Origin of the sequence: Streptomyces spiramyceticus, from assembly GCF_028807635.1 — a bacterium.
In the GTDB taxonomy this organism is placed as follows: domain Bacteria; phylum Actinomycetota; class Actinomycetes; order Streptomycetales; family Streptomycetaceae; genus Streptomyces; species Streptomyces spiramyceticus.
Genome location: NZ_JARBAX010000001.1, coordinates 2,462,795 through 2,488,692 on the forward strand (window position 1 = coordinate 2,462,795; position 25,898 = coordinate 2,488,692).

Annotated in this window: 23 protein-coding genes and 1 tRNA gene; 10 read left to right on the forward strand and 14 right to left on the reverse strand. The window is 68.8% G+C overall.

From position 1 onward, the window contains the following. Positions 1 to 202: 202 nt before the first annotated feature. The 8 genes from PXH83_RS11015 to PXH83_RS11050 all read right to left on the reverse strand — a co-directional run bounded on the left by PXH83_RS11015 (position 203) and on the right by PXH83_RS11050 (position 8,233). Positions 203 to 484, reverse strand: a complete 282-nt coding sequence (locus PXH83_RS11015; RefSeq protein WP_274559312.1) for a DUF7848 domain-containing protein — start codon at positions 482 to 484, stop codon at positions 203 to 205. Further along, complete coding sequence (locus PXH83_RS11020; RefSeq protein ID WP_274559314.1) at positions 481 to 885, reverse strand: hypothetical protein; 405 nt, start codon at positions 883 to 885, stop codon at positions 481 to 483. Before PXH83_RS11020 ends, PXH83_RS11015 begins: the two co-directional genes overlap by 4 nt. A 413-nt stretch (positions 886 to 1,298) precedes the next feature. Then, positions 1,299 to 2,531 carry a helix-turn-helix domain-containing protein gene (locus tag PXH83_RS11025; protein WP_274559315.1) on the reverse strand — a complete coding sequence of 411 codons (1,233 nt, stop codon included), beginning with the start codon at positions 2,529 to 2,531 and terminating at the stop codon, positions 1,299 to 1,301. 393 nt (positions 2,532 to 2,924) lie between these two features. Then, on the reverse strand, positions 2,925 to 4,196 hold the full coding sequence (locus tag PXH83_RS11030; RefSeq protein ID WP_274559317.1) for a hypothetical protein: 1,272 nt from the start codon (positions 4,194 to 4,196) through the stop codon (positions 2,925 to 2,927). A gap of 1 nt (position 4,197) precedes the next feature. Beyond that, the gene (locus PXH83_RS11035; RefSeq protein WP_274559319.1) at positions 4,198 to 5,031 is read right to left on the reverse strand and encodes a C39 family peptidase; all 834 of its coding nucleotides are present in this window, start codon (positions 5,029 to 5,031) and stop codon (positions 4,198 to 4,200) included. A 783-nt stretch (positions 5,032 to 5,814) separates the two neighbouring features. Further along, positions 5,815 to 6,654 carry a MurR/RpiR family transcriptional regulator gene (locus PXH83_RS11040; RefSeq protein WP_214919667.1) on the reverse strand — a complete coding sequence of 280 codons (840 nt, stop codon included), beginning with the start codon at positions 6,652 to 6,654 and terminating at the stop codon, positions 5,815 to 5,817. A 201-nt stretch (positions 6,655 to 6,855) separates the two neighbouring features. Continuing rightward, a complete protein-coding gene (locus PXH83_RS11045) occupies positions 6,856 to 7,317 on the reverse strand; it encodes a DUF7383 domain-containing protein (RefSeq protein ID WP_274559325.1) in 462 nt (153 codons plus the stop codon). Positions 7,318 to 7,453: 136 nt separating this feature from the next. Beyond that, positions 7,454 to 8,233 carry a DeoR/GlpR family DNA-binding transcription regulator gene (locus PXH83_RS11050; RefSeq protein WP_274559327.1) on the reverse strand — a complete coding sequence of 260 codons (780 nt, stop codon included), beginning with the start codon at positions 8,231 to 8,233 and terminating at the stop codon, positions 7,454 to 7,456. Between the two features lie 120 nt (positions 8,234 to 8,353). Between PXH83_RS11050 and PXH83_RS11055 the strand changes: the two genes are divergently transcribed. The 4 genes from PXH83_RS11055 to PXH83_RS11070 all read left to right on the forward strand — a co-directional run bounded on the left by PXH83_RS11055 (position 8,354) and on the right by PXH83_RS11070 (position 11,560). Further along, a complete protein-coding gene (locus PXH83_RS11055) occupies positions 8,354 to 9,238 on the forward strand; it encodes an SIS domain-containing protein (RefSeq protein WP_274559329.1) in 885 nt (294 codons plus the stop codon). Positions 9,239 to 9,240: 2 nt separating this feature from the next. Beyond that, positions 9,241 to 10,095 (forward strand): class II fructose-bisphosphate aldolase, encoded by an 855-nt coding sequence (locus tag PXH83_RS11060; RefSeq protein ID WP_274559332.1) that lies wholly within the window; start codon positions 9,241 to 9,243, stop codon positions 10,093 to 10,095. A gap of 133 nt (positions 10,096 to 10,228) precedes the next feature. Continuing rightward, complete coding sequence (locus tag PXH83_RS11065; RefSeq protein ID WP_274559334.1) at positions 10,229 to 11,050, forward strand: lipase family protein; 822 nt, start codon at positions 10,229 to 10,231, stop codon at positions 11,048 to 11,050. Positions 11,051 to 11,140: 90 nt separating this feature from the next. Next, positions 11,141 to 11,560, forward strand: coding sequence for a hypothetical protein (locus PXH83_RS11070; protein ID WP_274559336.1), 420 nt, complete (start codon positions 11,141 to 11,143; stop codon positions 11,558 to 11,560). Between the two features lie 342 nt (positions 11,561 to 11,902). Here the strand turns inward: PXH83_RS11070 and PXH83_RS11075 are convergent, their stop codons facing one another. Further along, positions 11,903 to 13,291 carry a cystathionine beta-synthase gene (locus PXH83_RS11075; RefSeq protein ID WP_274559338.1) on the reverse strand — a complete coding sequence of 463 codons (1,389 nt, stop codon included), beginning with the start codon at positions 13,289 to 13,291 and terminating at the stop codon, positions 11,903 to 11,905. Positions 13,292 to 13,455: 164 nt separating this feature from the next. Here PXH83_RS11075 and PXH83_RS11080 point away from each other — a divergent pair, with 164 nt between their 5' ends. The 3 genes from PXH83_RS11080 (at position 13,456) to PXH83_RS11090 (ending at position 17,039) form a co-directional block, all read left to right on the forward strand. Further along, complete coding sequence (locus tag PXH83_RS11080; protein ID WP_274562774.1) at positions 13,456 to 14,463, forward strand: SGNH/GDSL hydrolase family protein; 1,008 nt, start codon at positions 13,456 to 13,458, stop codon at positions 14,461 to 14,463. Positions 14,464 to 14,743: 280 nt separating this feature from the next. Beyond that, on the forward strand, positions 14,744 to 15,964 hold the full coding sequence (locus PXH83_RS11085; protein WP_274559340.1) for an acetyl-CoA C-acetyltransferase: 1,221 nt from the start codon (positions 14,744 to 14,746) through the stop codon (positions 15,962 to 15,964). 241 nt (positions 15,965 to 16,205) lie between these two features. Next, positions 16,206 to 17,039, forward strand: coding sequence for a hypothetical protein (locus PXH83_RS11090; RefSeq protein WP_274559342.1), 834 nt, complete (start codon positions 16,206 to 16,208; stop codon positions 17,037 to 17,039). 75 nt (positions 17,040 to 17,114) lie between these two features. Here PXH83_RS11090 and PXH83_RS11095 read toward each other — a convergent pair whose 3' ends face one another. Then, the gene (locus PXH83_RS11095) at positions 17,115 to 17,435 is read right to left on the reverse strand and encodes a hypothetical protein (protein WP_274559344.1); all 321 of its coding nucleotides are present in this window, start codon (positions 17,433 to 17,435) and stop codon (positions 17,115 to 17,117) included. 100 nt (positions 17,436 to 17,535) lie between these two features. Between PXH83_RS11095 and PXH83_RS11100 the strand changes: the two genes are divergently transcribed. After that, entirely contained in the window at positions 17,536 to 17,766 is a 231-nt protein-coding gene (locus PXH83_RS11100; protein ID WP_274559346.1) for a DUF4287 domain-containing protein, read from the forward strand. A gap of 74 nt (positions 17,767 to 17,840) precedes the next feature. Here PXH83_RS11100 and PXH83_RS11105 read toward each other — a convergent pair whose 3' ends face one another. Together PXH83_RS11105 and PXH83_RS11110 are read right to left on the reverse strand one after the other, a co-directional pair. Next, positions 17,841 to 18,722, reverse strand: coding sequence for a Bax inhibitor-1/YccA family protein (locus PXH83_RS11105; protein ID WP_274559348.1), 882 nt, complete (start codon positions 18,720 to 18,722; stop codon positions 17,841 to 17,843). Positions 18,723 to 18,837: 115 nt separating this feature from the next. Further along, positions 18,838 to 18,919 (reverse strand) — tRNA-Leu (locus tag PXH83_RS11110). Between the two features lie 400 nt (positions 18,920 to 19,319). Between PXH83_RS11110 and PXH83_RS11115 the strand changes: the two genes are divergently transcribed. Both PXH83_RS11115 and PXH83_RS11120 read left to right on the forward strand, forming a co-directional pair. After that, positions 19,320 to 20,087 (forward strand): ABC transporter ATP-binding protein, encoded by a 768-nt coding sequence (locus tag PXH83_RS11115; RefSeq protein WP_274559350.1) that lies wholly within the window; start codon positions 19,320 to 19,322, stop codon positions 20,085 to 20,087. Between the two features lie 60 nt (positions 20,088 to 20,147). Then, complete coding sequence (locus tag PXH83_RS11120) at positions 20,148 to 22,691, forward strand: ABC transporter permease (protein ID WP_274559352.1); 2,544 nt, start codon at positions 20,148 to 20,150, stop codon at positions 22,689 to 22,691. A gap of 85 nt (positions 22,692 to 22,776) precedes the next feature. Here the strand turns inward: PXH83_RS11120 and PXH83_RS11125 are convergent, their stop codons facing one another. Together PXH83_RS11125 and PXH83_RS11130 are read right to left on the reverse strand one after the other, a co-directional pair. After that, positions 22,777 to 24,081, reverse strand: coding sequence for an SAM-dependent methyltransferase (locus PXH83_RS11125; RefSeq protein WP_274559355.1), 1,305 nt, complete (start codon positions 24,079 to 24,081; stop codon positions 22,777 to 22,779). A gap of 185 nt (positions 24,082 to 24,266) precedes the next feature. Beyond that, a complete protein-coding gene (locus tag PXH83_RS11130; RefSeq protein ID WP_274559357.1) occupies positions 24,267 to 25,667 on the reverse strand; it encodes an NAD(P)/FAD-dependent oxidoreductase in 1,401 nt (466 codons plus the stop codon). Positions 25,668 to 25,898: the final 231 nt, after the last annotated feature.

A 25,898-nucleotide genomic window follows, 5' to 3' on the forward strand; every position in this document is an offset into this window, starting at 1 on the left:
CCCGCCTGGCTGGTGACCTTGGGCGGCGGTCCGTCAGGGGACGGCGGAGGGGGCGGTGGGGTCCATGGTTTGTCGGAGGGCGGGCCAGCGTGCTTACCGTCATCGGACATGTGACTCTCCCGGTTCGATGTGATGGGTGAAGAGGCCTGCCTCGTCCGTCGACCTATCCAGGGCGTGGCAGCCGAGGCAGGAGTCAGGTGGCTCAGCTCGCAGGACTGCGGCCTGCCTCGCCGATCGGATTGTCGAGAGCCGGGGTGACACGCCAGAACGACGTCTGCACGGCCCGATAGCCGCGATGCCCTGGATTTAGGCCGGTGTGCTTGAGTGCCCAGATCTCAGCCGGCAGCCGCGAGCCGACAACACAAGCCGGGCTCTCCCCGCACGTCGTGCACTCCACGTCGTGCAACGGCTGCTGCGGTGCTCCGTCCTCCGTATCAGCGCCGAGGGTCCAGTCCGCGGCTCGAATGATCGCCTTGACGGTCACCGCGCCCCCTCGACGAGTCGCCGGTGGCCAAGGTCGATCAGCTCGGACACGGCATGAGGTGAGCACAGATCGCCGGCGCTCTTCAGGGGGACCGACCAATACGGGTCGCTCGTCTCCAGCGTGGTGCGGTCTGTACGCGGTACGCCGAGCCACGCCCCACCCCCTAGGCACCTGGCGAAGGGCGAGCGCCACGCCTCTGTAGTCCTTGGCGGCACCAGTGCGTAGAACCAGCGGTGCGGATCATGGATAACCGGGCCGTCGAGGACCTCTCCGAGGAATCCATCGATCACCGCCCAGTCGTTGCTACGTGCTGCGGCGCGCACCACCTCGGAAGGAATGCGCACGGCGTCGAACAGGCCGCCCACCCGAAGCATCGCGGGGGCGCCCGTGTCCCACTCCAACTGAGCTTCCTCCGGCGAGGGCAGTGTGCAAGCAAGCCAGTCGGCGGCACGCGTTCTCACCCCTTCCGTGCTCACGGTCGGCCCCCCAGGAGGCGTGAGGTGGCCCCGAGGGTGATGGCGCTCGGAAGACTGTCGAGCAATCGCGTCAACGTCGCGTGCAGACCGCGAGCTTCGACGAGGGAGAGGACAAGGTCGACGTCACCCTGCGGCTGGTCGAGGCGAAATAGAGCAAGCGGTAGCCGAACCTCGCCCGTTCCGCTGTCACTTGTCGCGGTTGCGGCTCGGCGCGGGGATGCGTGCCAGGCTTGGACGGTCATACGGCCCCCGATCGGCGGACTTTGATGGGCCGTCACCGTAGAGCCGTATCCGCCTGAGCAGGGGGACAGCCTGTCCCCCTGCCCCCAACGGACCCCCTACACGGCGGCTCTGATGCCGACCTTCTCGGCCAGTTGGTCGGCCGCAGGGCGCAGCGCGCGAGGAGCTGTCCGCCAAAGCTCGGCCGCCACCGTCCTCGCCGACGGGGTGTAGGCCACGGTTTCCTCGCCGATCTTGTGAGCGATCTCCATTACATGCAGAGCAGCGGTGCAGTCACCGCGCTGAAGATGACCGCGGGCGACCTCAACCCACAGCCGGGCGCGGCGCTCTGTCGACGGCATGATGTCCGGGTCGAGATCGTCAGCGAGAGCCAGTGCTTTGCCGGACGCGCGCAGATCCGTTGCCACCGAGATCGCGTGGAAGTCGACGTTGGCGCGGCCGAAGACTGTTGAGGGATGGACGTACGCGGACGGCAGGGACTTCGCGACCTGGTCGCCCGCATCCCAGTACCGCCAAGCGTCGCCCTCTCGGCCGTCGCGGGCGCAGGTGACGGCGGCGTGCAGCTGCAGGGCGCCGTAGATACCGCGCCAGTCGTTCGGAGCGCCGTCGAGGTGTGGCCGTATCAGGGCCGCCGCGTCCATGACCACCCTGAGCGCCTCTTCGGGATAGTCCGTTTCGCGGAGGATGTTGCCCATGTTCCAGGCGGCGGCCGCAATGGCGGCGGGCTGGTCCGCCTGCTGCGCTGCAGCCAGCGCCCGGTCAGCAACCACCCACGCGAGTTCGGCCGGCGCCACGTATGCGGTGGCTTGCCCGGTGAGGCGGTAGACGTCGGCGAGGGTGACCAGGGCGGCGCGGCGTTCGTCCCCTTCGAGCGTGCGGGCGGCGGCCTCGGCGTCGCGGATCAGGTCCGGGAGAAGGGCTCCCACCTCGGTACGGTTGTGCTTCGACGTGTGCCACAGCTTCCAGGTCTGATCGACGCGTCCCTGGAGAGATGCGATGGCCATCGGCTCCGGACGGTTGGCCGACAGACTGCGGCCCATGACGGCAGACCAAATACCGGGCATGGCAGGGTGGTTGAGCCGACCGAGCGGCACAGGCTGCGTCACCTGCGAGGAGCCGCCGGTGATGATCGACAAGTCCGAGACCTGAAGGGCTGCGGCCAGTCGCATCAGTAGGCCGTGGGAGCGGAGCGGCCGATCGCCTGACTCGATCTTCTTGAGCCAGTCAGGGCCGCGACCGCACAGACCCGCGAGGACAGGGCGCGACATGCCTCGGGACTCTCGCAGTAGTCGGATGCGCTCGCCGGTGCTGAGGTCGGTGGGGATGTCCACAGGTGCCCCTTCGTCTGGCCGGTGCCGTCTCGGCCAGCGTACGGCCGCCAGGTGTGCAGAAGGGAGCGTGGCGATGCGCTCCCCGCAGAAGCCAGCCGACGCGGGTGCGTGAAGAGGATCAAACATCTTCGTCGTCGTCTTCGTCTGACACTCTCTGACTCTGGGTGACAACGACGGTGCGGGTGACTGTCCCGCCTTGATTCTCGTGGGGCGGCTTCTGTTCCATGACCCTGAGCCCCCGAGCCCGTCGCGAATCCGCGGTCCACCCCGTGGACGAGCCCGACCAAAGAAGAGTCCCGAGCGCTGCGCATCTGAGGAACCGGGTCACGGCTCGTGTCGGTGTACACACGCACCGGGGGACGCCGACAGGAAGGCCACGGTGTGGTGTCCTGCTTACTTCCAGTCTGCGACCTCGTAGGAGGCCTTCGCATTGTGGGAGTTGCCCGGGATGTTCGCCCAGGCGAGGCGGTCGGCCTTTGCGTAGATGACGCTGAAGCCTTCTTCAGCGCCGACTCGCCACAGCTTCCCGGACTCGAACTCGTACACGTACTGGCCTGCGTCCCCGGCGGCGCTGCCGTTGCCCCACACGAGGTGATCGTCGGTGGAGCGCAGGAACATCGTGGATGGCCCGGCATGGCCGAGTTTGAACGTGACGGCGTTGTTGGTCTTCAAGTCGAGCGAGTAGAGCCTTGAATTTGCCTGTTCGGGGTTGGCGATGACCCAGTTCACGCGTGAGGATTTCACGGAGAGCGTGGAAACCTCCTGGCCCGCGGTGAGTGGGCCGCCTGCGACCAGCCTGTCGGTTCCGTTCGCCTCCCTCTTCCGGATCTCGAAGCGGTCCTTGGGGAAGCCGGGTGCAATGTCTGCCGAGCGGACATAGAAGAGCGTGTCACCCACCGCCCGGGGCAGCTTGGCGTGGTCAACAGCCGTTTCCAGGCCCGAACCGCCGGTCAGCTGCCGCGCCACCACCTTGACTCCGAACTTCGGTTTGCCGGAGGTCTGGTAGGTGGTGGCCCAGAACGCCTTGGACTGGCCGAGAGACACAGCGGAACTGCCTGAGGGTTCTGGCATCCCCTGCTGCCTGCCGCTGACAGAGGCGGAGTCTCCCAAGAGGGTGGTGGTCTTGGTGCCTGGATCGTAGGCAAAGACGCACCAGTCGAAGGCGTACAGATTTGTGCTGGCGGACTCGACCCAGGCAACGGTCCCGTCGCGTTCGTCGGCGTAGACGGCCTGGCGAGGAGTGTTGCGGCACGTGCCGTTCTTGGCGGCGGGGAAGGGGGAGAAGGACGTCGCGTCCTGGAGGCCAACTCGGCTCTGGCCGATGCGGACTACACCGTCAGTGCTCTTCGGTTCTGAGTTGGCGGCGGCCACCAGCCGACCGGATGCGGTGATGTCCAGGATGTTCGTCGTGAGGCCCGCACCCAGGTTGGCCTTGGGCGCGTAGCGCGGGTCGTACTGTCGGCCCGCGCTCGCCGACCGGGCAGTGTCTGTGCCGATCTCGGATGTCAGGTTGAACGATCTCCCTGCCGCAGGCTTCGTTGCCGTAGGTGCGGTGGGCCGGGCTGAGGGGGTGTCCCCCGCCGGCGGGCGGGGACTTTCCTCACTGGTACAGGCGGTCAGCCCGACGAGCAGGATCACGATGGGCAGCGCCGGGCTGACTCGCATGTTAGTAGGCGTATCCGTTCGACTGGAGGAAGTAGCTGGTGAAGTTGCGGGTGTTGTACGCGAACGTCTTGCTCACGCCGTTCCACACCGTTGTCGAGGGATCTGCCCACTTACTGCTTGAGCCGTTGGAGGTGTAGCCGTAGGCGGTTATCCAGTGACCGATCGTCTTGTTGACCGGATGGCCGTTGTAGTGCCGCCCGTTCGCGAACTCGACGGTGTCCGCAGCGATCGGCATACCGTTGCCGCCGATGCTGTGGAGCATCGTCTTCACGGCGTTCGTGGGTGTCGGCGAAGGGACCTGCACGTACCAGTTCTGCCCCCGCCACCGGTTGATACCCGTGACGAACTTCTTGGTTCCCCAGTCGGTCACGCGCGCGTTCGCGGTGTTCATGTGAGCGCTGTTCGCCAGGTTCTGCTGGCTGAAGGCATTGTTGTTGTAGCGGCTCCTGATCGACCCGTTCACGCTCTTGATCATCATGGCTGCGGTCGCCGGCCCGCAGAAGTAGCCTGTTGCCTGACCGTAGTGCCTCAGCGACAGCGTGCGACTACTGGGCGCCGCGGTGGCGGCATAGGGCGAAGCGGCGTTGAGCTGGGCTGCGCCCTGCTTGTCCAGCCCATATTTTTGAAGGAACGTCTTCTCCCGCTCGGCGTACTCCGCCTTACTGCTGCGACCCTCGTGGGCACTGAACCACGCGTCGGTCAGCGCGATTTTCTCCTTGGCCTGCGCGGACAGCTCCTTGCCCTGCTGCGGGCGGGAAACGTCGCCGCCCGTGTAATTACCGACGATTCCGCCGTGGGGTCCTTCCTCGGCGTGCGCTGCCGGAGCGATCACCATTACCGACCCGACAGCAGTGGTAGTGCAGATGGCGGCGATAATTCCGGATCTTAATTGACGTGGGACCCTCATTAGCGCTTTCCCCCTTTGCGTAGACCTAGCGGTGCCTGTCATTCAGAGGACTGCATGAACAGAGCATCCATGTGGCCGCTCGTCGTCCAACACCCTCTGTAGACCACAACGAAGCCAACACCTCGTGCGCCTTGACCGTCAACTGCCTTTGCGCTGGTCCCGGCACACCGCAACTTCACGGAAGCAGTAAATTCGCGTCACGGGAGTTCTAACCGGAAGTTCTAATTGATGCAGGAATCGGGAGGTTGCGCGAACGAGGGAGAGGCAAAGGGAACCTGCCATCCAGTTTCTCCGGCCCACCGTCGCGCATTGGGTGGCGCAATCTTGCCCCCCGTTTATGCCTCAAAGTCCAGCATCACAAAAGGGCGAAAAATCATTAAAGGTGCATGTGGTCGGTCGCCGACAACTCCTACAACTTCTGGCCATGCCTGATGGAAGCGACCGGCGACATGGGCGATTTCCATCAACGCCCGGCTTCCGTTTTTTCCAGCTTTCACCGATGCCTGTCCCGAGGCGGAGGTCGGCGAGCAGCGAACTCAGCCCTGACGGACACTCGACTTCAGGAGTCCTTGATGCGGCGTTTCCGGCTTCGCATCGCCACATCACGAACAGGCACCTGGCCACAGGGCACGTCGTGTCCGCCATCGCCCTAAGCGCCGACTGCCTGGGGGTAGGGGAAGAGAGAAAGCTCCGCCCGGCACGTCGGCACGCCTAATCCACGAACAACCCCCGCGCCGCCGCCTTCGCGTCGAACTCCTCCAGCCGCGCCTGCGCGTCCGGCAGGTCGTCGCACATCGCTTCGAGCAGCACCCGCCCCAGCAGCATCGGCGCGCACGCCGTGTCGAAGGCCAGGCCCGTGCCGACCGCCGCCGGGATCAGCAGGTCGCTGTGCTTGGCCACCGGCGCGAAGGCGGAGTCGGCGACCGACACGACGGTCAGGCCCTGCGTCCGGGCGTACGCCAGTGCCTCCACGACCTCGCGCGGGTGGCGCGGCAGCGCGAAGCACAGCAGCGCGGTGGCTCCCGCCCGGCGCGCGGCGTCGATGCGGTCGGCGAGCATCGTGCCGCCCTCGTCGAGGAGGCGTACGTCGGGATGCACCTTGGCGGCGAAGTACGCGAAGCCGCGGGCCTGCGAGGAGGCGGCGCGCAGGCCCAGCACCGGCAGGGGGCGGGACGCGGCGAGGATGCGGCCGGCCTCCTCCACGGGGCTGGGGTCGGCGAGCAGTTCGGCGAGGTGGCGGAGGTTCTCGATCTCGGCCTGGACCGCCTGCTGGTACTCGTTGTACGCATCCTCGCCCCGCGCCGCGGCCTCGGCGGGGGCGACGTCGCGCAGGTGCTTGCGCAGCGCCGGATAGCCGTCGAAGCCGAGCGCGACGGCGAAGCGGGTGACGGACGGCTGGCTGACCCCGGCCAGTTCGGCGAGCTCGACGCTGGACAGGAACGGCACATCGGCGGCCTTGCGCACCATGCAGTGCGCGATACGCCGCTGGGTGGGCGTGAGCCGATGCCCTTCGAAGAGCTGCTGCAGTCGTGCGGCAGGGCTGTCGTTCATGCCGTCCCCCTCAGGAAGTCCACCACCACAGTCTTACCTCGGGCATTGGCATTTATTCAGCCAACCCGAGACCTGCATGACCATATACAGGCGCGGTGGTGGAGGAAACCTGCCCCTCGGGGCGGAGCATAAGAGGGAAGTCCGCGTACGTCCGGATCAATACGTCCGGATCAATGCGTCCGTATCAAGGGGCCTCGGGAGTCACCACTGACCGTGGTTGCCGCTGTCCCGCCCGCCCTGGTAACCGCCGTCGACGGACTCGCGCCAGTGCACGACGACGTTACGGACGATGAAATTGTCGATCTGACCGCCCGACGACTGGCCGTGCTGGACCTGGATCGTGTTCCGCCCCTGCCGGAGGATGCCACGTTCGATCGGGTCCATCCAGGTCTGCCAGAGGACCTGCCCTCTGGCCCCTCTGGCGATGTCGAACTCGGCCAGGTCCCTGTCGTTGACGAGAATCCGGTGGTTGTTGAAGTCCACCCCGTAGACCTGGATCACCAGGTAGCCGTCCCCCACGGGGTCCTTGTCGATCTCGAACGACTCCAACGACGTCTGGTCGCCCATGAACCGTGACGAGCCGGGATCGAAGTTGGAGGGGGGTGTGCGCGTGCCGATGCGCTGGTTGAAGCGGATCATCCTGAAGTCGGATCGCGTCTCCATACTGAGCCTTCGTCCTTCCGGTGCGGGGGAGCCAGGCTGCAGTTCTGCCGGCCCGAGTTCATCCTTGGCCAGGCCTCCACGGCCCGCCAGCCGTGGCCCCCGAAGGGGTTATGCCTGGCAGCCCCCGTGCGCGGGATCAGGCGCGGATAACTTCCACGCCCGCCTCGGCGAACCGGTCGGCCATCTCGTCGGACACCGCGGCGTCCGTGACCAGCGTGTCCACCTGCTCCGTCGCACAGATCCGGGCGAAGGCCCGCTGACCCAGCTTGGTGGAGTCGGCGGCCACGACGACGCGTCCCGCGCGCTCGCAGAGCAGCCGGTTGATGGCCGCCTCGTCCTCGTCGTGGGCCGTGGCCCCGTGGACCGCGTCGAAGGCGCCCACGCCGAGGACCGCGGTGTCCATCGTGATCTGACCGAGGACTCCGCCCGCGAGCGGGCCGATGAGTTCGTACGACTGCGGGCGCGCGACCCCGCCCGTCACCACGATCTTGAACTGCGGCCGGATGGCCAGCTCATTGGCGATGTTGAGCGCATTGGTCACCACCGTGAGGGCGGGCGATCCGGTGGCCAGATCGGGGCGCGCGGCAAGGGCGCGGGCGACCTCGGTGGTCGTGGTGCCCCCGGTGAAACCCACCGCCTCGCCGGGCGAGATGAGTGCCGCGACGGCCGTGCTGATACGCCGCTTCTCCGCCGCGCGCCGGGACGTCTTGTAGCGCAGGGGGAGTTCGTACGAGACGCCGTGAACGAGCGCCCCGCCCCGGGTACGTACCAGCATCTGCTGTTCGGCGAGCTGGTCGAAGTCGCGCCGGATGGTGGCGGCCGACACGTCGAGCGCCGTCGCCGCCTCCTCGACGTCCAGCCGGCCCTGCTCGACCAGCAGATCCAGCAGTGCTTTCCAGCGGGCGTCGCGGGACATCCGCAGCTCCATTCCTCGACCGTTCGATGTGACACTAGCGCACCGCCACATGCTTGAAGTTGCGCGAAAGATGCGTATATCTTGCAGGAACGAGCATTCGGACCAGGGTGGGAGTACGGCGTGAGTCATGTCGAGAACGAGTTGGCGAGCCAGCCGGAGTGCTGGAACCGGGCCGCTGAACTGGCCGCGAGCCTGAGCGGCACGCTCCCGGCGGCGGGAGAGCGGGTGGCGATCGTGGGCTGCGGAACCTCGCTCTTCATGGCGCAGGCCGCGGCGGCGCTGCGCGAAAGCTCCGGACACGGCGAGACGGACGCCTTCGCGGCCTCCGAGTTCCCGACCGGCCGCCGCTACGACCGGGTCGTCGCCCTCACCCGCTCGGGCACCACGACCGAGGTCGTCGAACTCCTCGCGGCACTGCGCGGGCGGATGCCTACGACTGCGGTCACCGCCGACCCGGACACGCCGGTGATGTCGGCCGCCGACGACGTGGTCGTACTCGACTTCGCGGACGAGAAGTCCGTCGTACAGACCCGGTTCGCCACCACCGCCCTCACCCTCCTGCGCGCGCACTTCGGCCTGCACTCGGAGGCCGTCGTGGACGACGCCAGGGACGCGCTCGCCGAGCCGCTGCCCGAATGGCTGGTGGGCTGCTCGCAGTTCACCTTCCTCGGCCGGGGCTGGACGGTCGGGCTCGCCTCCGAGGCCGCGCTCAAGATGCGGGAGGCCGCGCGGTCCTGGACCGAGGCGTACCCGGCCATGGAGTACCGGCACGGCCCGATCAGCATCTCCACCCGTGGCACGGCCACCTGGATGATCGGCGACGCCCCCTCGGGCCTGGCGGACGAGGTGCACGCCACCGGCGCCATGTGGGTGGCCGGCGGCCTCGACCCGCTGGCGGAGCTCGTACGGGCGCAGCGCCTCGCGGTCGCGGTCGCGGCGGCCCGCGGGCTCAACCCGGACAGGCCGCGCCACCTCACCCGTTCCGTCATCCTCGCGGGAGCCTGACGATGCCTCTGGCCGAGACCGGCGCCCTGGTCGCCGAGGCCGCCACGAACCGGCACGCGGTGGCGGCGTTCAACATCATCACGCTGGAGCACGCGGAAGCGGTCGTCGCCGGAGCGGAGGCCGCGGGCGCCCCGGTGATCCTGCAGATCAGCGAGAACGCGGTGAAGTTCCGCTACGGGCGGGTCCTGCCCCTGGCCCGCGCGGCGGCGGCCGCGGCCCGGGATGCCGGGGTGCCCGTGGCGCTCCACCTGGACCACGTCAAGAGCGGCGAGCTGCTGCGGCAGGCGGCCGACGCCGGGTTCAGCTCCGTGATGTTCGACGCGGCCCACCTTCCGTACGAGGAGAATCTCGCCGCCACCCGGTCCGCCGCCGCATGGGCGCACAGCAACGGCCTGTGGATCGAGGCCGAGCTGGGCGAAGTCGGCGGCAAGGACGGCGCGGAGCCCCTGGACGCACACTCGCCCGGGGCGCGCACGGACCCGGAGGAGGCCCGCGCCTTCATCGAGGCGTCGGGCGTCGACGCGCTGGCCGTCGCGATCGGCAGCTCGCACGCCATGACGTCCCGTACGGCGGCACTGGACCACGCACTGCTGGCCAGGCTGGCCGACGCTCTCGAAGTGCCGCTGGTTCTGCACGGCTCTTCGGGCGTGCCGGACGGCGAACTCTCGGCGGCGGTCGCCGGAGGAATAGCGAAGGTCAACATCGGTACGGCCCTGAACATCGCGATGACCGGGGCGATTCGCGCGTACCTGGCCGCCAATCCGAAGGCGGTCGACTCCCGTACGTACCTCTCGGTCGGCCGGAGGGCGATGACGGCCACGGCCACCGAGCTGATCGGCGTACTGCGGGCGGGCTGACGGGGACCTGCGCATCCGGGTGAAGACAGGGCCAAGATCTTTCGGGCAGGTCGTCGGCGGATACGACATGGTGCACCGGCTCGTGGCAGCTGCCTGTGAAGCGATGCCGGACCTGCTCCGAGAGGACTCGACCATGCCCGTACCGTCCGCGATCGACCATCACGCCGACTCGTACAGCCTGGCCCACGCCTACTGGCTGGCCCAGGCGTCGGATCTGGCCTACAAGAGCGAGGCCGCCATCGAGGAGCGCGCCGGGAGCTGGGGCTTCGACCGGGTGCGTCATCACCACACCCGGTTTACGCCGCCGTTCCCGCTTCAGGACACGCAGGCGTTCACGATGGCCAGCGACCACATGATCATCACCGCGTTCCGCGGTACGGAGCCGGCGCAGATCCGGGACTGGCTCTCGGATGCCACGACGCCGCCCTGGCCCGGGCCGGGCAAGACGGGTTACATCCACTACGGCTTCGGGGAGGCGCTCGAATCCGTCATCCCGGACGTGAAGGACACCCTCGCGGAGCTCCGTACCAACGGGCAGAGCGTGTGGTTCACCGGCCACAGCCTCGGCGGCGCCCTGGCCATGCTCGCCGGGGCGCGGATGTATCTGGAGGAGCCGCGGCTGCACGCGGACGGCGTCTACACCTTCGGCCAGCCGCGCACCTGCGACCGGCTGCTTGCGGCCGCGTACAACAAGGGCTTCAAGCAACGCATGTACCGCTTCGTCAACAACAACGACATCGTGCCGCAGTTGCCCCCGGAGCCCGCGTACACCCACGTCGACCACCTGCGGTACATCGACTCCAGCGGCAGGATCCGCGAGTCCATGACCGTGCTGGGCGGGCTGGCCGACCGGGCCAAGGGCATGACCGCCGACCCCTTCGCCCCGGCCGCCGACGGCCTCCGTGACCACTCGATCCACCAGTACATCCGGGCGCTGGAGAAGAACCTCACCTGATCCGGGAGCACGGCCGTTCGGCTTCCCCCCGGGAAGAAAGGGGGGGTAGCCCCACTGCCACGCGCCGCGCCCGCTCCGTAAATTGGGTGCATGGAAGCCCGCGACCCTGAGCTCAAGAAGGAACTCGACGCCACCTTGCACGCGCGCAAGGAGCTCGGGCCGGACTACGAGTCCGCACTCATCGAATCGTTCCTGGAGAAGGTCGACCAACGCCTCGACGGTACGGTCGACCGCCGCGTACGCCGTCAGCTGGCCGAGCAGCAGATGGTCGTCGCCAGGGGCAGCACCAAGCCGGCGCAGAGCGGGGAGTCGAGCTTCGGGGAGCGCTTCGGCTTCGGCGCGATCTCGCTGGTTCTGGCCATCCCGCTGTCGGCGATCGGTGTCGTGAACGCGGACCTCAAGGGCCTGATCGTCGCCTGGGCCGGCATCGTCGGCGTCAACGCGGTCCACGCGGCGCGGGGCTGGCCGTGGATACGGCGGACCCGGGAGAAGTCCGACTGGGAGGACTAGGACACGCCCTGGTGTCCCGCCGGGGCGGGGCGGGGCGGGGCGGGGCGGGGCGGGTCAAAAAATACCGCGGGGACCGCCGCACCCCCGGTTGCCCAGGGGGCGGGACGACGGCGGTCCCCGCGGGACACGGTCCGGGTCAGGGCCGGTCTCCGCGTCCAGGCGTCCATGGAGGTCCGGGAGCCGCTCCGGTTGTCCTTGACGCCGACAACAACCAATGTGCAGGACGCGTGTTAAGCCGGTGCTGCGCGGACGTGTCGCGCTCGTACCACTTTTGCGAAGCTACGCCCTCACCGCGCCGTCGCTGCGGCCTCGTTGAGGTTCGCCACGGCCTCGCACGGTTCGCTACGGCTTCGCCAGGAAGGCCAGCAGGTCCTGCCTGCTCACCACACCCGTCGGCTTGCCCTCGACCAGCACGATGGCAGCGTCGTGCTGCCCCTTGCCGCCCAGTACGGACATCAGGTCCTCCACCGGCTCGCCCGAGCCGACCTGCGGCAGCGGCGCGCTCATGTGCTTCTCCAGCGGGTCGTTCAGCGACGCGCGCTGCGCGAACAGGGCGTCGAGCAGGTCCCGTTCGACGACCGAGCCGATGACCTCCGCGGCCATGACGTCGGGGTGGCCCGCGCCCGGCTTCACGATCGGCATCTGCGACACGCCGTACTCGCGGAGCACCTCGATCGCCTCGCCGACCGTCTCCTCCGGGTGCATGTGCACCAGCTTCGGGATGTCGCCCTCCTTGTGCTGCAGGACGTCGGCGACGCTCGCGTGCTGGCCCGACTCCTCAAGGAAGCCGTAGTCCGCCATCCACTCGTCGTTGAAGATCTTGCTCAGGTAGCCGCGGCCGCTGTCCGGCAGCAGTACGACGACCACGTCGTCCGGTCCGAGCCGCTCCGCGACGCGCAGTGCGCCCACGACCGCCATGCCGCAGGAGCCGCCGACCAGCAGGCCCTCCTCCTTGGCGAGACGGCGCGTCATCTGGAACGAGTCCTTGTCCGACACGGCGACGATCTCGTCCGTCACGGTCCGGTCGTACGCCGAAGGCCAGAAGTCCTCACCGACGCCCTCGACGAGGTACGGCCGTCCCGAGCCGCCCGAGTACACGGAACCCTCGGGGTCGGCCCCGATGACCTTGACCTTGCCGCCGCTGACCTCCTTCAGGTAGCGGCCGGTGCCGGAGATCGTGCCTCCGGTGCCGACGCCCGCGACGAAGTGGGTGATCTTCCCGTCCGTCTGGTCCCACAGCTCGGGACCGGTGGTCTCGTAGTGCGAGCGCGGGTTGTTCGGGTTGCTGTACTGGTCGGGCTTCCAGGCGCCCGGCGTCTCTCTGACCAGACGGTCGGAGACGTTGTAGTACGAGTCGGGGTGCTCGGGGTCGACCGCCGTGGGGCATACGACGACCTCCGCGCCGTACGCGCGCAGCACATTGATCTTGTCCGTGGACACCTTGTCCGGGCAGACGAAGATGCACTTGTAACCCTTCTGCTGCGCCACTATGGCGAGCCCGACACCGGTGTTTCCACTGGTGGGCTCGACAATGGTGCCGCCTGGCTGGAGCTCGCCGCTCTGCTCCGCCGCCTCGATCATGCGCAGGGCGATCCGGTCCTTCACGGACCCGCCAGGATTGAAGTACTCGACCTTGGCCAGGACTGTTGCCTGGATGCCGGCCGTCACGCTGCCCAGCCTCACAAGCGGGGTATTGCCGACGAGGGTGATCATCGAGTCGTGAAATTGCACGGTGGTCTCCGGGGTCTCCGTGATGGTGATGCCAGCGTATGCGGCTCACGACCCTCGGTTCACCTCAAGGCGAGATTGAAGAACGCCCACTACCGGGCAGTAAGCACTTGTGCGGGAGGCTCGAAGGCTTCGAGGAGGTGGCTGCGACTGTGTCGAGAGCGAGGGTGGCACGGCGGATCGCCGCTGGCGCGGCGTACGGAGGCGGCGGCATCGGCCTGGTCGGTGCCGCCGCGGTGGGGATCTTCCTCGCGGAGGTCCAGCTGGCGAAGCGATCGGTGGGGGGCGGGCGGGCGCCGGTTCCGCCACCGGCGGACGGGATCTACGGCATGCCCCCGCCTGGGCCCGGGCAGTCCGCGGATCCGCCGCTGCGGCTGGCCATGCTCGGCGACTCGACGGCGGTGGGCCAGGGCGTGCGGCGGGCCGGACAGACGCCGGGGGCGCTGCTGGCCTCGGGGCTCGCGGCGGTGGCGGAGCGGCCGGTCGAGATGCGCAATGTCGCGCAGCCGGGGGCACAGTCCGACGACCTGGAGCGCCAGGTCACGGCGCTGCTGACGGATCCGGCGCGGCGGCCCGACGTCTGCGTGATCATGGTTGGCGCGAATGACGTCACGCACCGGATGCCGGCCACGCAGTCGGTCCGTTACCTCGTTTCGGCGGTACGCCGCCTTCGCGCGGCGGGGGCGGAAGTAGTCGTCGGGACCTGCCCCGACCTGGGCACGATCGAGCCGGTCTACCAGCCGCTGCGGTGGCTCGCCCGGCGGGTGTCGCGGCAGCTCGCGGCGGCGCAGACGATCGGCGCGGTGGAGCAGGGCGGGCGTACGGTGTCGCTGGGCGACCTGCTGGGCCCGGAGTTCCAGGCGAACCCGCGTGAGCTGTTCGGACCGGACAATTACCACCCCTCGGCGGAGGGTTACGCGACGGCGGCGATGGCCGTCCTGCCCACGCTGTGCGCGGCGCTGGGCCTGTGGCCGGAGACGGACCGCCTGGACGCCACGCGCGACGAGGGCATCCTGCCGGTTGCGAAGGCGGCGGCGGAGGCGGCGTCGGCGGCCGGCACGGAGGTCACGGCGGCCCGAGCCCCCTGGGCCCTCCTGAAACACCGCCGCCGCAGGCGCCTGCCGGCCCGGACGGAGCCCACGGAACCGGCGACACCGGACGCGGCGCGGGGGTGAGGGGCGGGGGTGCGGTGTGGCGGGTGCGGTGCGGTGCGGCCGGGGTCGGCGGGTGCGGGTTGCCTGCGGCGCAGTTCCCCCTACCTGCCCCTTCCCGAAACTGGGGGCAAGCCCCCAGACCCCGTTTGTCCTCAAACGCTGGACGGGCTGAACATTTACCAGAAACTGAGCGGGCGCTTAGAAAAGAGGTCCGCATCACATGGTCCGGGCGGTGACCCGGGCCATACGTGCGGGTAACTTCCCAGACAGCCCTGCATACTCGCCCCCTCATGGAGCCGTGATGACCGAAGCCGTGATCGTCTCTGCCGCCCGTTCGCCCATCGGCCGCGCCTTCAAGGGTTCGCTGAAGGACCTGCGGCCCGACGACCTGACCGCCACCATCGTTCAGGCCGCCCTCGCCAAGGTGCCCGAGCTCGACCCGCGCGACATCGACGACCTGATGCTCGGCTGCGGCCTCCCCGGCGGCGAGCAGGGGCACAACCTGGGGCGGATCATCGCCGTACAGATGGGGATGGACCACCTTCCCGGCTGTACGGTCACCCGCTACTGCTCCTCCTCCCTCCAGACCTCCCGCATGGCGCTGCACGCCATCAAGGCCGGCGAGGGCGACGTCTTCATCTCCGCCGGTGTCGAGATGGTGTCCCGCTCCGTCAAGGGCAGCTCCGACGGCATGCCCGACACCCACAACCCGCTCTTCGCCGACGCGGAGGCCCGTACCGCCGCCGTCGCGCAGAGCGAGGGCTCGGACTGGCACGACCCGCGCGAGGACGGGCTGGTCCCGGACGCGTACATCGCAATGGGGCAGACCGCCGAGAACCTCGCCCGCCTCAAGGGCATCACGCGCGCGGAGATGGACGAGTTCGGCGTACGTTCGCAGAACCTCGCCGAGCAGGCCATCAAGAACGGCTTCTGGGAGCGCGAGATCACCCCCGTCACGACCCCCGACGGGACCGTCGTGTCGCAGGACGACGGCCCGCGCGCCGGCGTCACCCTCGAAGGCGTCCAGGGCCTCAAGCCCGTCTTCCGCCCCGACGGCCGCGTCACCGCCGCCAACTGCTGCCCGCTGAACGACGGCGCAGCCGCCCTCGTGATCATGAGCGACACCAAGGCGCGCGAGCTCGGCCTGACGCCGCTCGCGCGGATCGTCTCGACCGGCGTCTCCGGCCTGTCCCCCGAGATCATGGGCTACGGCCCCGTCGAGGCCAGCAAGCAGGCACTGAAGCGCGCCGGGCTGACCATCGGCGACATCGACCTCGCCGAGATCAACGAGGCCTTCGCCGCCCAGGTCATCCCGTCCTACCGGGACCTCGGCCTCGACCTGGACAAGGTCAACATCAACGGTGGCGCCATCGCCGTCGGCCACCCCTTCGGCATGACGGGCGCCCGCATCACCGGCACGCTGATCAACAGCCTCCAGTTCCACGACAAGCAGTTCGGCCTGGAGACGATGTGCGTGGGCGGCGGCCAGGGCATGGCGATGGTCATCGAGCGCCTCAGCTGATCACGCGGCCCCCCGTCGGGCGCCTCGTCGCACCCGGTTCGTAACCCAATCTCCCCCAGGATGTGATCTATCTCCTGGGGGAGAGGCATATTCCCAGGTCAGCGCCCATTCGGGGCTAAACAGCCAACCAAAAGACCTGTCCAATTCGTGACGTAATGCACTGACAGGTGGCGCAGGCCCACGGCAAGCTGCTGTAGGAAGTCGGGGGATCGATGAAACCGGGAGTAAGTCAGTGAGCGCCATGTCTATTGCCCTGCTGCTGACCACGGCCGCTGCCACGGCCGTGGGCGCCGCTGCCCTGCACGCTGTCCACGGACTGCGCAGGCAGGTCACCGCCCTGCGCACCGAGCTGACGGCCGCCGCGTTCGGCCGTGCCGGAGCCGCCGTCCCCCAGCAGACCCGTGCCGCCGAGGCCGACGGCATACGGGCCGCGGTCGCCGAAGCACTCGCCGAGGAACGTGAGCGCGAGCTCGCCGAGGCGCGTGCCTTCTGGGCCGCGCAGGAAGCCCGCGACGCCGCGGACGCCCCCTCGCTGCTCGGCGGCCTGACCGGGCTCGGCGACGACAGCCCGCCGTTCTTCGTGCCGCGCCAGGCCGACTTCGCGGGCCTTGAGGCCTTCGACGCGTACGAGGCCCTGGAGGCACTCGACGGCCCCGACGGTCCCGACGACCTGGAGCCGGCCGACGCGTACCCCGAGGACTCCGCCGAGCTGGCCGCCGCCCGCCGCCGCCACCCCTCGCACCCCGACTTCGTCCCGGTCCAGACGCCGGTCGTCACCGACCACGAGCGCACCGTGACCCGCCTCGAAGAGCTCGCGGCCGCCCGCACCGAGCTCGCCGACGTACGCCCGGGACCGCTCGGCACCCTCGACGTGTACGTCTTCACGGACGGTACGACGCTCTGTATGACGCCGGGACACCGCGAGACCGCCGAGCGCCTCGCCGAGGCCCTGCGTGACGGCGAGACGCCGATACTGCTGGGCGGCTCCGGCATCTCCGGCGCGTACGCGCTGACCTTCGCCTGCGGCGAGGACAGCGTCTACATCCTGGCCGACCGGGTCATCGCCTCGATCTAGAGCGACGCCTCGGAGCCACGCCTCACCACCCCGGCCACAGGCCACGCCTCGCGGCCGCGCCCGCGCCGCCGCGATCTAGAGCTGCGCCCGCGCCGCCGCGGCTCTCACCAGACTCACGGCCTCGTCCAGCTCCTGCTCCGACGGGGCCGTTTGCAATGCCACGGCCAAATCATGGCCTGCCACCGCCAATTGATCAGCCACCGCGAACGCACCCGCGTCCGGCATGATCCGCGGCTCGCTCTCCGGCTCCTCCAGCCGCTGTGCCCGTACGGCCAATTCCCTGGCCAGAGCAAGACCTTCGGCGGCGGCGCCGCGCTGCAGGCGGCTCTGCGGGGCGGCCCGCAGCCGGTCGGCGAATCGGTCCACGGCGGCCGTCAGAGGCGTTGTATCGAGCACTCCGCGACCCTACGCGCCCGCCCTGGACTGTTGCCAACGGGCGAACGCTCAGGCACGGTGGCGTGAAGGAGCACTCGCGCAATGCGTCCGGAGGCGCCGAATGTCCCAAGTCTTCTCCGAAGAGACCCATCGAAATCTGCTCTCCCGTATCCCCCACTGCACCGGTCGTGAAATCTCCGACTGGCTCCGCACCGTAGATGACGGCCCAGCCCTCTTCCGCTTCGACGAGAAGGTGAGCTGGCTCCGGAGCGAACACAACCTCGCCTACGGTCACGCGAAAGCAATCGTCCACGAGTACGACTTGAGGCGGGCCGCGCGCCGCCTGCTCTAGCGGACAGCGGTCGGCAACGCGGAAGGGCCCGCCCGGCACACGCCGGACGGGCCCTTCCTCATTGCCTGGGACTGCTAGTCGTCGCCGCTGAAGATGGCGACAAGGCGCAGCATCTCCAGGTAGATCCACACCAGCGACATCGTCAGACCGAACGCCGCCAGCCAGGACTCCTCACGCGGAGCACCGTAGGCGACGCCGTCCTCGATCTGCTTGAAGTCCAGCGTCAGGAAGAACGCGCCGAGCAGGATCGCGATGATGCCGACGACCGCGCCGAGCGGACCCATGCTGCGCAGGCCGCCGTCCTCGACTCCGCCGAAGACCACGAGCAGCAGATTGACCGCCATCACGAGAATGAAGCCGATGGCGATGGCCATGCCGATACGGGCATACCTGGCGGTGACCCGGATCCAGCGCTGCTTGTAGGCGAACAGCGTTCCGGCCGCGACCGCCATCGTGCCGAGGACCGCCTGGAACGGGGCTCCCGACCAGCGCTCGTTGAACATCTCGCTGATGACGCCGAGGAAAACGCCCTCGAAAGCCGCGTAACTCAGAATCAGCGCGGGAGACGCCTTGCGCTTGAACGACTGGACGATGGCCAGTACGAAGGCCACCAGCGCGGCACCGACGGCCAGACCGTAACTGGTCGGCGTGGTCGGCAGCAGCGCCCAGGCGAGCGTGGCGCCGACGACGACGGTGCCGAGCGTCATGGCCGTACGGGTCACGACGTCGTCGAGCGTCATCACGTCGGTGCGCGCGGGCGCCTGCGGGGCGCCGTACTGCGTGTCCTGCTGGGCGTACGGGTTGGTCGCGTACGGGTTCGTGGCGCCCTGGGCATAAGGGTTGCCCTGCGTCGCACCGACGGCGGGGCCCCCGGCCTGCGGTGCCGCGTTGAAGCCCGCGTAGCCGTTGTCGCGGCTGAAGCCCCGTCGCGAGAAGACCGGGTTGCTGCTCCTCATCTCACTCCTCCATGGCCACCGTGTGTGGTCTCTGGACAAGAGTAATGGGAAAGCAAAAGGAACACCCTAGTGCCAGAGGAGGATCTTTCGAGGATCCCGCCTCTACGGCGAAAGGTGCCCGGAGCCGGACTCGAACCGGCACGCCCGCGAGGGCAGCGAGGTTTAAGCTCGCCGTGTCTGCGTTCCACCATCCGGGCCAGGTGCGCGGCTCCACAATTCGCGGGTCAGAGCCTATCCGGAGGCTTCCCCCGAACAGCGGAACGCCTGGCCGATGTTGTCTTATTTTATTGACGCTTGAGGGCCCGTCAGCGCCTGTAAAGGGCCGTCGGCACATGCCGGGCGCGGTAGGCGGCCGCAAGGGCCGGCGTACGGGAATGACGGAAACTCGCCTGCGCGCGCCTCTTTTCACGCACGCCCTCTGCCCTGCTTCGTCCCTCCCCCGGTCTCAGGGGCGACGTCATACCAAAGGAGGACGGGCGAGGGCGCCGATGCGACTCAAGAGGGCCCCGGGAACGGGCTCGGGGGCTGATCCGTGGGGGCCGAACGGACGGGACGATGAATCCGTTCCCGTAATCGTCCGCGACAGGAGTCCCACTCGTGACCACCACCACCGCTCACCGCGCCACCGCGGTGGCAGCACGCGCCACGGAGCTTTCCAAGGTCTACGGACAGGGCGAGACCCAGGTGGTCGCCCTGGACCGGGTCACCGTGGACTTCCGGCAGGGTGAGTTCACCGCGATCATGGGCCCGTCGGGATCCGGCAAGTCGACGCTGATGCACTGCGTCGCGGGCCTCGACTCGTTCAGCTCCGGCTCCGTACGGATCGGCGAGACCGAGCTGGGCACCCTGAAGGACAAGCAGCTCACGCAGCTGCGCCGGGACAAGATCGGCTTCATCTTCCAGGCGTTCAACCTGCTGCCGACGCTCACCGCCGCCGAGAACATCACGCTGCCGATGGACATAGCGGGCCGTAAGCCCGACAAGCAGTGGCTGGAGAAGGTCATCGGCATGGTCGGCCTCTCCGACCGGCTGAGCCACCGGCCCACCGAGCTCTCCGGCGGCCAGCAGCAGCGTGTCGCCGTGGCCCGCGCGCTGGCGAGCCGCCCCGAGATCGTCTTCGGTGACGAGCCGACCGGAAACCTGGACTCGCGCTCCGGCGCCGAGGTGCTCGGCTTCCTGCGGAACTCCGTGCGGGAACTGGGCCAGACCGTCGTCATGGTGACGCACGACCCGGTGGCCGCCTCGTACGCGGACCGTGTGATCTTCCTCGCCGACGGCCGGATCGTCGACGAGATGCTGAACCCGACCGCGGACGGCGTACTCGACCGGATGAAGGAGTTCGACTCCAAGGGCCGCACCAGCTGATCATCCCGGCCCGCAGCCCGCCCGGCCTCCCGGCCGCCCCACCCCAGGACTGACAGAAACATGTTCCGTACCGCCCTGCGCAATGTGCTCGCGCACAAGGCCCGACTGCTGATGACCGTGCTCGCGGTCATGCTCGGCGTGGCCTTCGTCTCCGGCACCCTCGTCTTCTCCGACACCATCGGCAACGCCTACAAGAACAAGTCGGCGAAGAGCTTCGACCATGTGTCGGTCGCCATCCAGCCCGACCGTTCCTCCGAACCCTCCGGTGAGACAGGCCAGGGAGCCAAGCAGCAACCCCTGCTGACGGACGCTCTGCTGAAGAAGTCTCAGGACCTTCCCGGCGCCTCCTCCGTCATCGGCGACATGTCCGGTTTCACGGCGCTCGCCGACAAGAACGGCAAGCTCGTCGGCCAGAACTGGGGCACCACGGGCGCCAACTTCTACCCCGGCGCCGACGGCAAGGACTCCCGTTACGACTTCACCGCCGGGCACGCACCGCGCAAGGCCGGTGAGATCGCGCTCGACAGCCGCACCGCGGAGCGCACCGGCTACAAGGTCGGCGACACCGCCCGGCTGTCCACCGACGGACCGGTGGCTGAGCAGCGGGTCAGCGGCATCTTCGACACCTCCAACGGCAACGTGGTGGCCGGCGGCAGCCTGGTGCTGTTCGACAACGACACCGCGCGCAAGATGCTCGGCAAGACCGAGTACGACCAGATCGACATCAAGGCGGCGGCCGGCACCTCCCAGGCCGCCCTCAAGAGCGCGGCCGAGAAGATCCTGCCGAAGGACACGATGGCCGTCACCGGTGACACGCTCGCCGACGACCAGGACCGGATGATCGCCGCGCAGACCAGCGCGCTGAGCCAGACGCTGCTCTACTTCGCCGCCATCTCGCTCTTCGTCGGCATCTTCATCATCGCCAACACCTTCACGATGCTGGTCGCCCAACGCACCAAGGAACTGGCGCTGATGCGCGCCATCGGCGCCTCCCGCCGCCAGGTGACGCATTCCGTACTGACCGAGGCGTTCCTCGTCGGCCTCATCGCCGCGGTGACCGGCTTCGCCCTGGGCATCGGCGTGGCGGTCGGCCTGCGGTCCCTGGTCAACTCCATCGGCGCCTCGCTGCCGGAAGGACCCCTGGTCATCGCCCCGACGACCGGCGTCGTCGCGCTCGTCATCGGTGTGGTCGTCACCATGCTCGCCGCCTGGCTGCCGGGCCGCCGGGCCGCGAAGATCCCGCCGGTCGCCGCGATGAACAGCGTGCACGCCACCCCGACCGTGCGCGGTCTGGTCGTACGCAACACCATCGGGTCGGTCATCGCCGCCCTCGGTCTCGGCGCCCTCTTCATGGGCGTCTCCGCCGGCAAGGACGGCATGCCGTACATGGCGCTGGGCGCCGGGCTGATGCTCATCGGCGTCATCGTGCTCACGCCGCTGCTCTCCCGCCCGTTCATCGCCGCCGCCACTCCGCTTCTGAAGCCGTTCGGAGTGACCGGCAAGCTGGCCCGGCAGAACTCGCTGCGCAATCCGCGCCGTACGGCCTCCACCGCTGCCGCGCTGATGATCGGCCTCACCCTCATCACGGCGATGACCGTGATCGCGACCTCCATGCAGACCGCGATCAACAAGATGGCGGCGGACTCCCTGAAGTCCGACTACACCGTCTCCATGGCCAACTACCAGCCGCTGTCGCCCGAGGTGAACAAGAAGCTGGCGGCCCTCCCCGACGTCGAGGCGAGCAGCCCGATGCGCGTCGCCTACGGAGAGGCCGACGGTACGTTCACGAGGATCGCCGGCGTCGACCAGAAGCACATCGGTGACCTGCTGAACCTCGACTTCACCAGCGGCTCGCTGGACGGCCTGACCGGCAACTCGACGATCATGGATCACGACACCGCCGACCGGAAGGGTCTGAAGGCGGGCGACACCACCTCGGTGAAGTTCGACGACGGCAAGACGGCCGAGCTGAAGGTCACCGGCGTCTACCGCGAGAACGACATGCTCAATGGGCTCTTCACGCCGACCGCCGTGGTCGACCCGCACCTGGAGAAGACCGCCGACGAACAGGTCCTGCTCAAGATGAAGAACGGCCCCTCCGACCGGGCCGAGGACTCCATCGTCAAGGCCCTCGGCGAGAACCCCGCCATCAAGATCCAGGACAAGCAGGACATCAGCGACGAGGTCGGCGGCGCCATCAACCTCATTCTCAACATGCTGTACGGCCTGCTGGCGATGGCCGTCCTGATCGCGGTGCTCGGTGTCATCAACACGCTGGCCATGTCGGTGTTCGAGCGCAAGCACGAGATCGGGATGCTGCGGGCGATCGGCCTCGACCGGTCGAAGGTCAAGCAGATGGTGCGCCTGGAGTCGGTCATCATCTCGCTGTTCGGCGCGGCGCTCGGCATCGGCCTCGGGATCTTCCTGGGCTGGGCCGCGGGCAGTGGCATCAGCGACTCGGTGAAGACGTACGCCATGGAAATCCCCATCGCCCGGATCGGGGTCTTCCTCGCCATCGCCGCCCTGGTGGGCGTGCTCGCCGCCATGTGGCCGGCACGCAGCGCGGCGCGGCTGAACCCGCTGGCGGCGATCAAGGCGGAGTAGCCGACGGAGTGGAGCGGTACGCAGACGGCGAAGGGCCGGCCCACGGGGGGTCGGCCCTTCGCCGTCTGCTTGCCGGGGGTGCGTATCAACGACCTCCGGAATTCCTCCAGTCACGCGACCGCAACGGCATGCCGGACGTGCCGCCCTCCCCGGACCGTACGGCGAGTACCTGATTGACGCCGATCTTGTTGTGCTCGAAGGAGAGCGCGGAGGCCGCCATGTAGAGCTGCCAGACGCGGGCCCGCCCCTGCGAGGTCGCCCGTACCGCCGCCTCCCAGTTGTCCTCCAGGTTGGAGACCCACTGGCGCAGCGTCAGGGCGTAGTGCTCACGGAGCGACTCGACGTCGCGCACCTCGAAGCCGGCCTCCTCCAGCGTCGCGACGGTGCGGCCGACCGGCGCCAGCTCGCCGTCGGGGAAGACGTACGCGTCGATGAACTCGTCGACGTGGTACGACTCTTCGTCCGGTTCGGGGCGGCGGGCGATCTGGTGGTTGAGCAGCCGGCCGCCCGGCTTGAGCAGCGAGAACAGCGTGCCGGCGTACTCCCGGTAGAGCGCCGAGCCGACGTGCTCGGCCATGCCGATCGACGAGATCGCGTCGTACGGACCGTCCCTGACGTCCCGGTAGTCCTGGACCCGGATCTCGATGCGGTCGGTCAGGCCCTCCTCGGCGATGCGCTTGCGGGCGAACGCCGCCTGCTCGGTGGAGAGCGTGACACCGGTGACCTGGGCGCCGTACTCGCGCGCCGCGTGGATGGCCATGGAGCCCCAGCCGCAGCCGACGTCGAGCAGCCGGACGCCCTCCTTGAGGCCGAGCTTGCGGCTGATCAGGTCCAGCTTGTCGCGCTGGGCCTCTTCGAGGGTGAGCCCTTCATCGAAGTACGCGCACGAGTAGACCATCGACCGGCCGAGCACCAGGGCGTAGAAGTCGTTGCCCACGTCGTAGTGGTGGCTGATCGCTTGCTTGTCGCGGCGCTTGGTGTGCAGCGGGCCGCTGCGCCGCCTGACCTCTTCGCGGGGCGGGGGAGGCGGCGGCCACAGGCCCACCAGGCCGATCAGGCCGCGGGCGGCGGCGCGCAGGCGGGGGTCGCGCACGGGATGGATGGGGGACTTGGTCTCGGCGCCGCGTTCCCAGAGCAGCCCCGCGAGGCGGTCCAGGGCCTCGTACAGATCGCCCCGTACCGAGATCTCGCCCGCCACCCAGGCCCGGGCGAGGCCGAGTTCGCCGGGCTTCCAGAGCAGGCGGCGCAGGGCACGGCGGTGGTGGATGACGAGGGTCGGCGCGTCGGGCGGGCCGGACTCGCTGCCGTCCCAGGCCCGGATGCGGACCGGTAGTGGTTGCCCGAGGAGTTCCTCGGCAAGCGTGGTCAGCCGCAGGGCGGCGTCGGCCATGGTGCACACCTCCGTGACAGTGGAGCCCGGATGCCTTGGCGACATTCATTCCACATAACACCGGGCGCCACCCCGCAACATCCCGGTAGCGGGGTACCGAGTACCGGGAAGTGCGGGAATGCCGAAGGGGCCGCCCGCACCACGGATGGCGGGCGGCCCCCTCGGGCTGCGACGTACTGGCTGTACTAGGAGGCCTTGGCCTTCTCGCCGTCGGCGGGCGCGGCGGCCTTGGCGGCCGGAGCCGGTGCCGGTGCCGGCTTGGCGGCCTCGTAGAACTCCTCGCGGGGAGTCTCCATGGCGCCGAGCGAGACGACCTCGCGCTTGAGGAACATCGCGAGGGTCCAGTCGGCGAGGACGCGGATCTTGCGGTTCCAGGTCGGGACGGCCATGCCGTGGTAGCCACGGTGCATGTACCAGGCGAGACGGCCCTTGAGCTTGATCTTCACCTTGCCCATGACGATCATCGCGACGCCCTTGTGCAGGCCGAGACCGGCGACCGCACCCTTGTTGGCGTGGCTGTACTCCTTCTGGGGGAAGCCCCTCATGCCGGAGATCACGTTGTCGCCGAGGACCTTCGCCTGACGGAGCGCGTGCTGGGCGTTCGGCGGGCACCAGGCATTCTCGACGCCGGCCCTGCGGGCGGCCATGTCCGGGACCTGGGCGTTGTCGCCCGCGGCCCAGATGTAGTCGCTGCCCTGCACCTGGAGGGTGGCGGCGGTGTCCACGTGGCCGCGCGGGCCGAGCGGCAGGCCGTAGCGGGCCAGCGCCGGGTTCGGCTTCACACCGGCGGTCCACACGATGGTGTTGGAGTCCACTTCGAGGCCGTTGTTGAGCACCACGTGGCCGTCGACGCAGGAGTCCATGCCGGTCTTGAGGTAGACCTCGACGCCGCGGCTCTCCAGGTGCTCCTTGCCGTACGCGCCGAGCTTCGGCCCGACCTCGGGAAGGATCTTGTCGGCCACGTCGACGAGCAGGAAACGCATGTCTTCGCGCTTGACGCTCGTGTAGTACTTCGCGGCGTCGCGGGCCATGTCCTCGACCTCGCCGATGGTCTCCGCACCCGCGAAGCCACCGCCGACGAAGACGAAGGTGAGCGCCTTGCGGCGGACGTCCTCGTCGGTCGTGGAGTCTGCCTTGTCCAGCTGCTCAAGGACGTGGTTGCGCAGGCCGATGGCCTCCTCGACGCCCTTCATGCCGATGCCCTGTTCGGCCAGGCCGGGGATCGGGAAGGTGCGGGAGACCGCGCCGAGCGCGATGACCAGGTAGTCGAAGGGCAGCTCGTAGGCCTCGCCGACGAGCGGCGCGACGGTGGCGACCTTGCGGTCCTGATCGATGGTCGTGACCCGACCGGTGAGCACCTCGGCCTTGGGCAGGACGCGTCGCAGCGGTACGACAACGTGCCTCGGCGAGATGCTGCCGGCGGCAGCTTCGGGGAGGAAGGGCTGGTACGTCATGTACGAGCGCGGGTCGACGACCGTGACGGTCGCTTCCGCATAACGCATCTTCTTGAGAATGCGTCGTGCTGCGTACAGGCCTACGTACCCACCGCCTACTACGAGGATCCTGGGACGCTCCGTGGTGCTCATGCCATCGAGTATCCACCCCACCGAAGGGGGTGGCTCGTGAGCCCCTTCACAAGCTCCTTGGGGCACTCTGCTACACTCCGCCGCCCACGTGACACAGGTCATGGCGCGGCGGGGGAACCAGGGTGTAGGGCGGCACGTTGAAAACCCCCCGTGAGCTGGCCCCTCGGCCTATATCCGGGGGTGGACCACCGCCCCGGTCCACCCGGACATGACGCGTCCGGAACGGTCCGA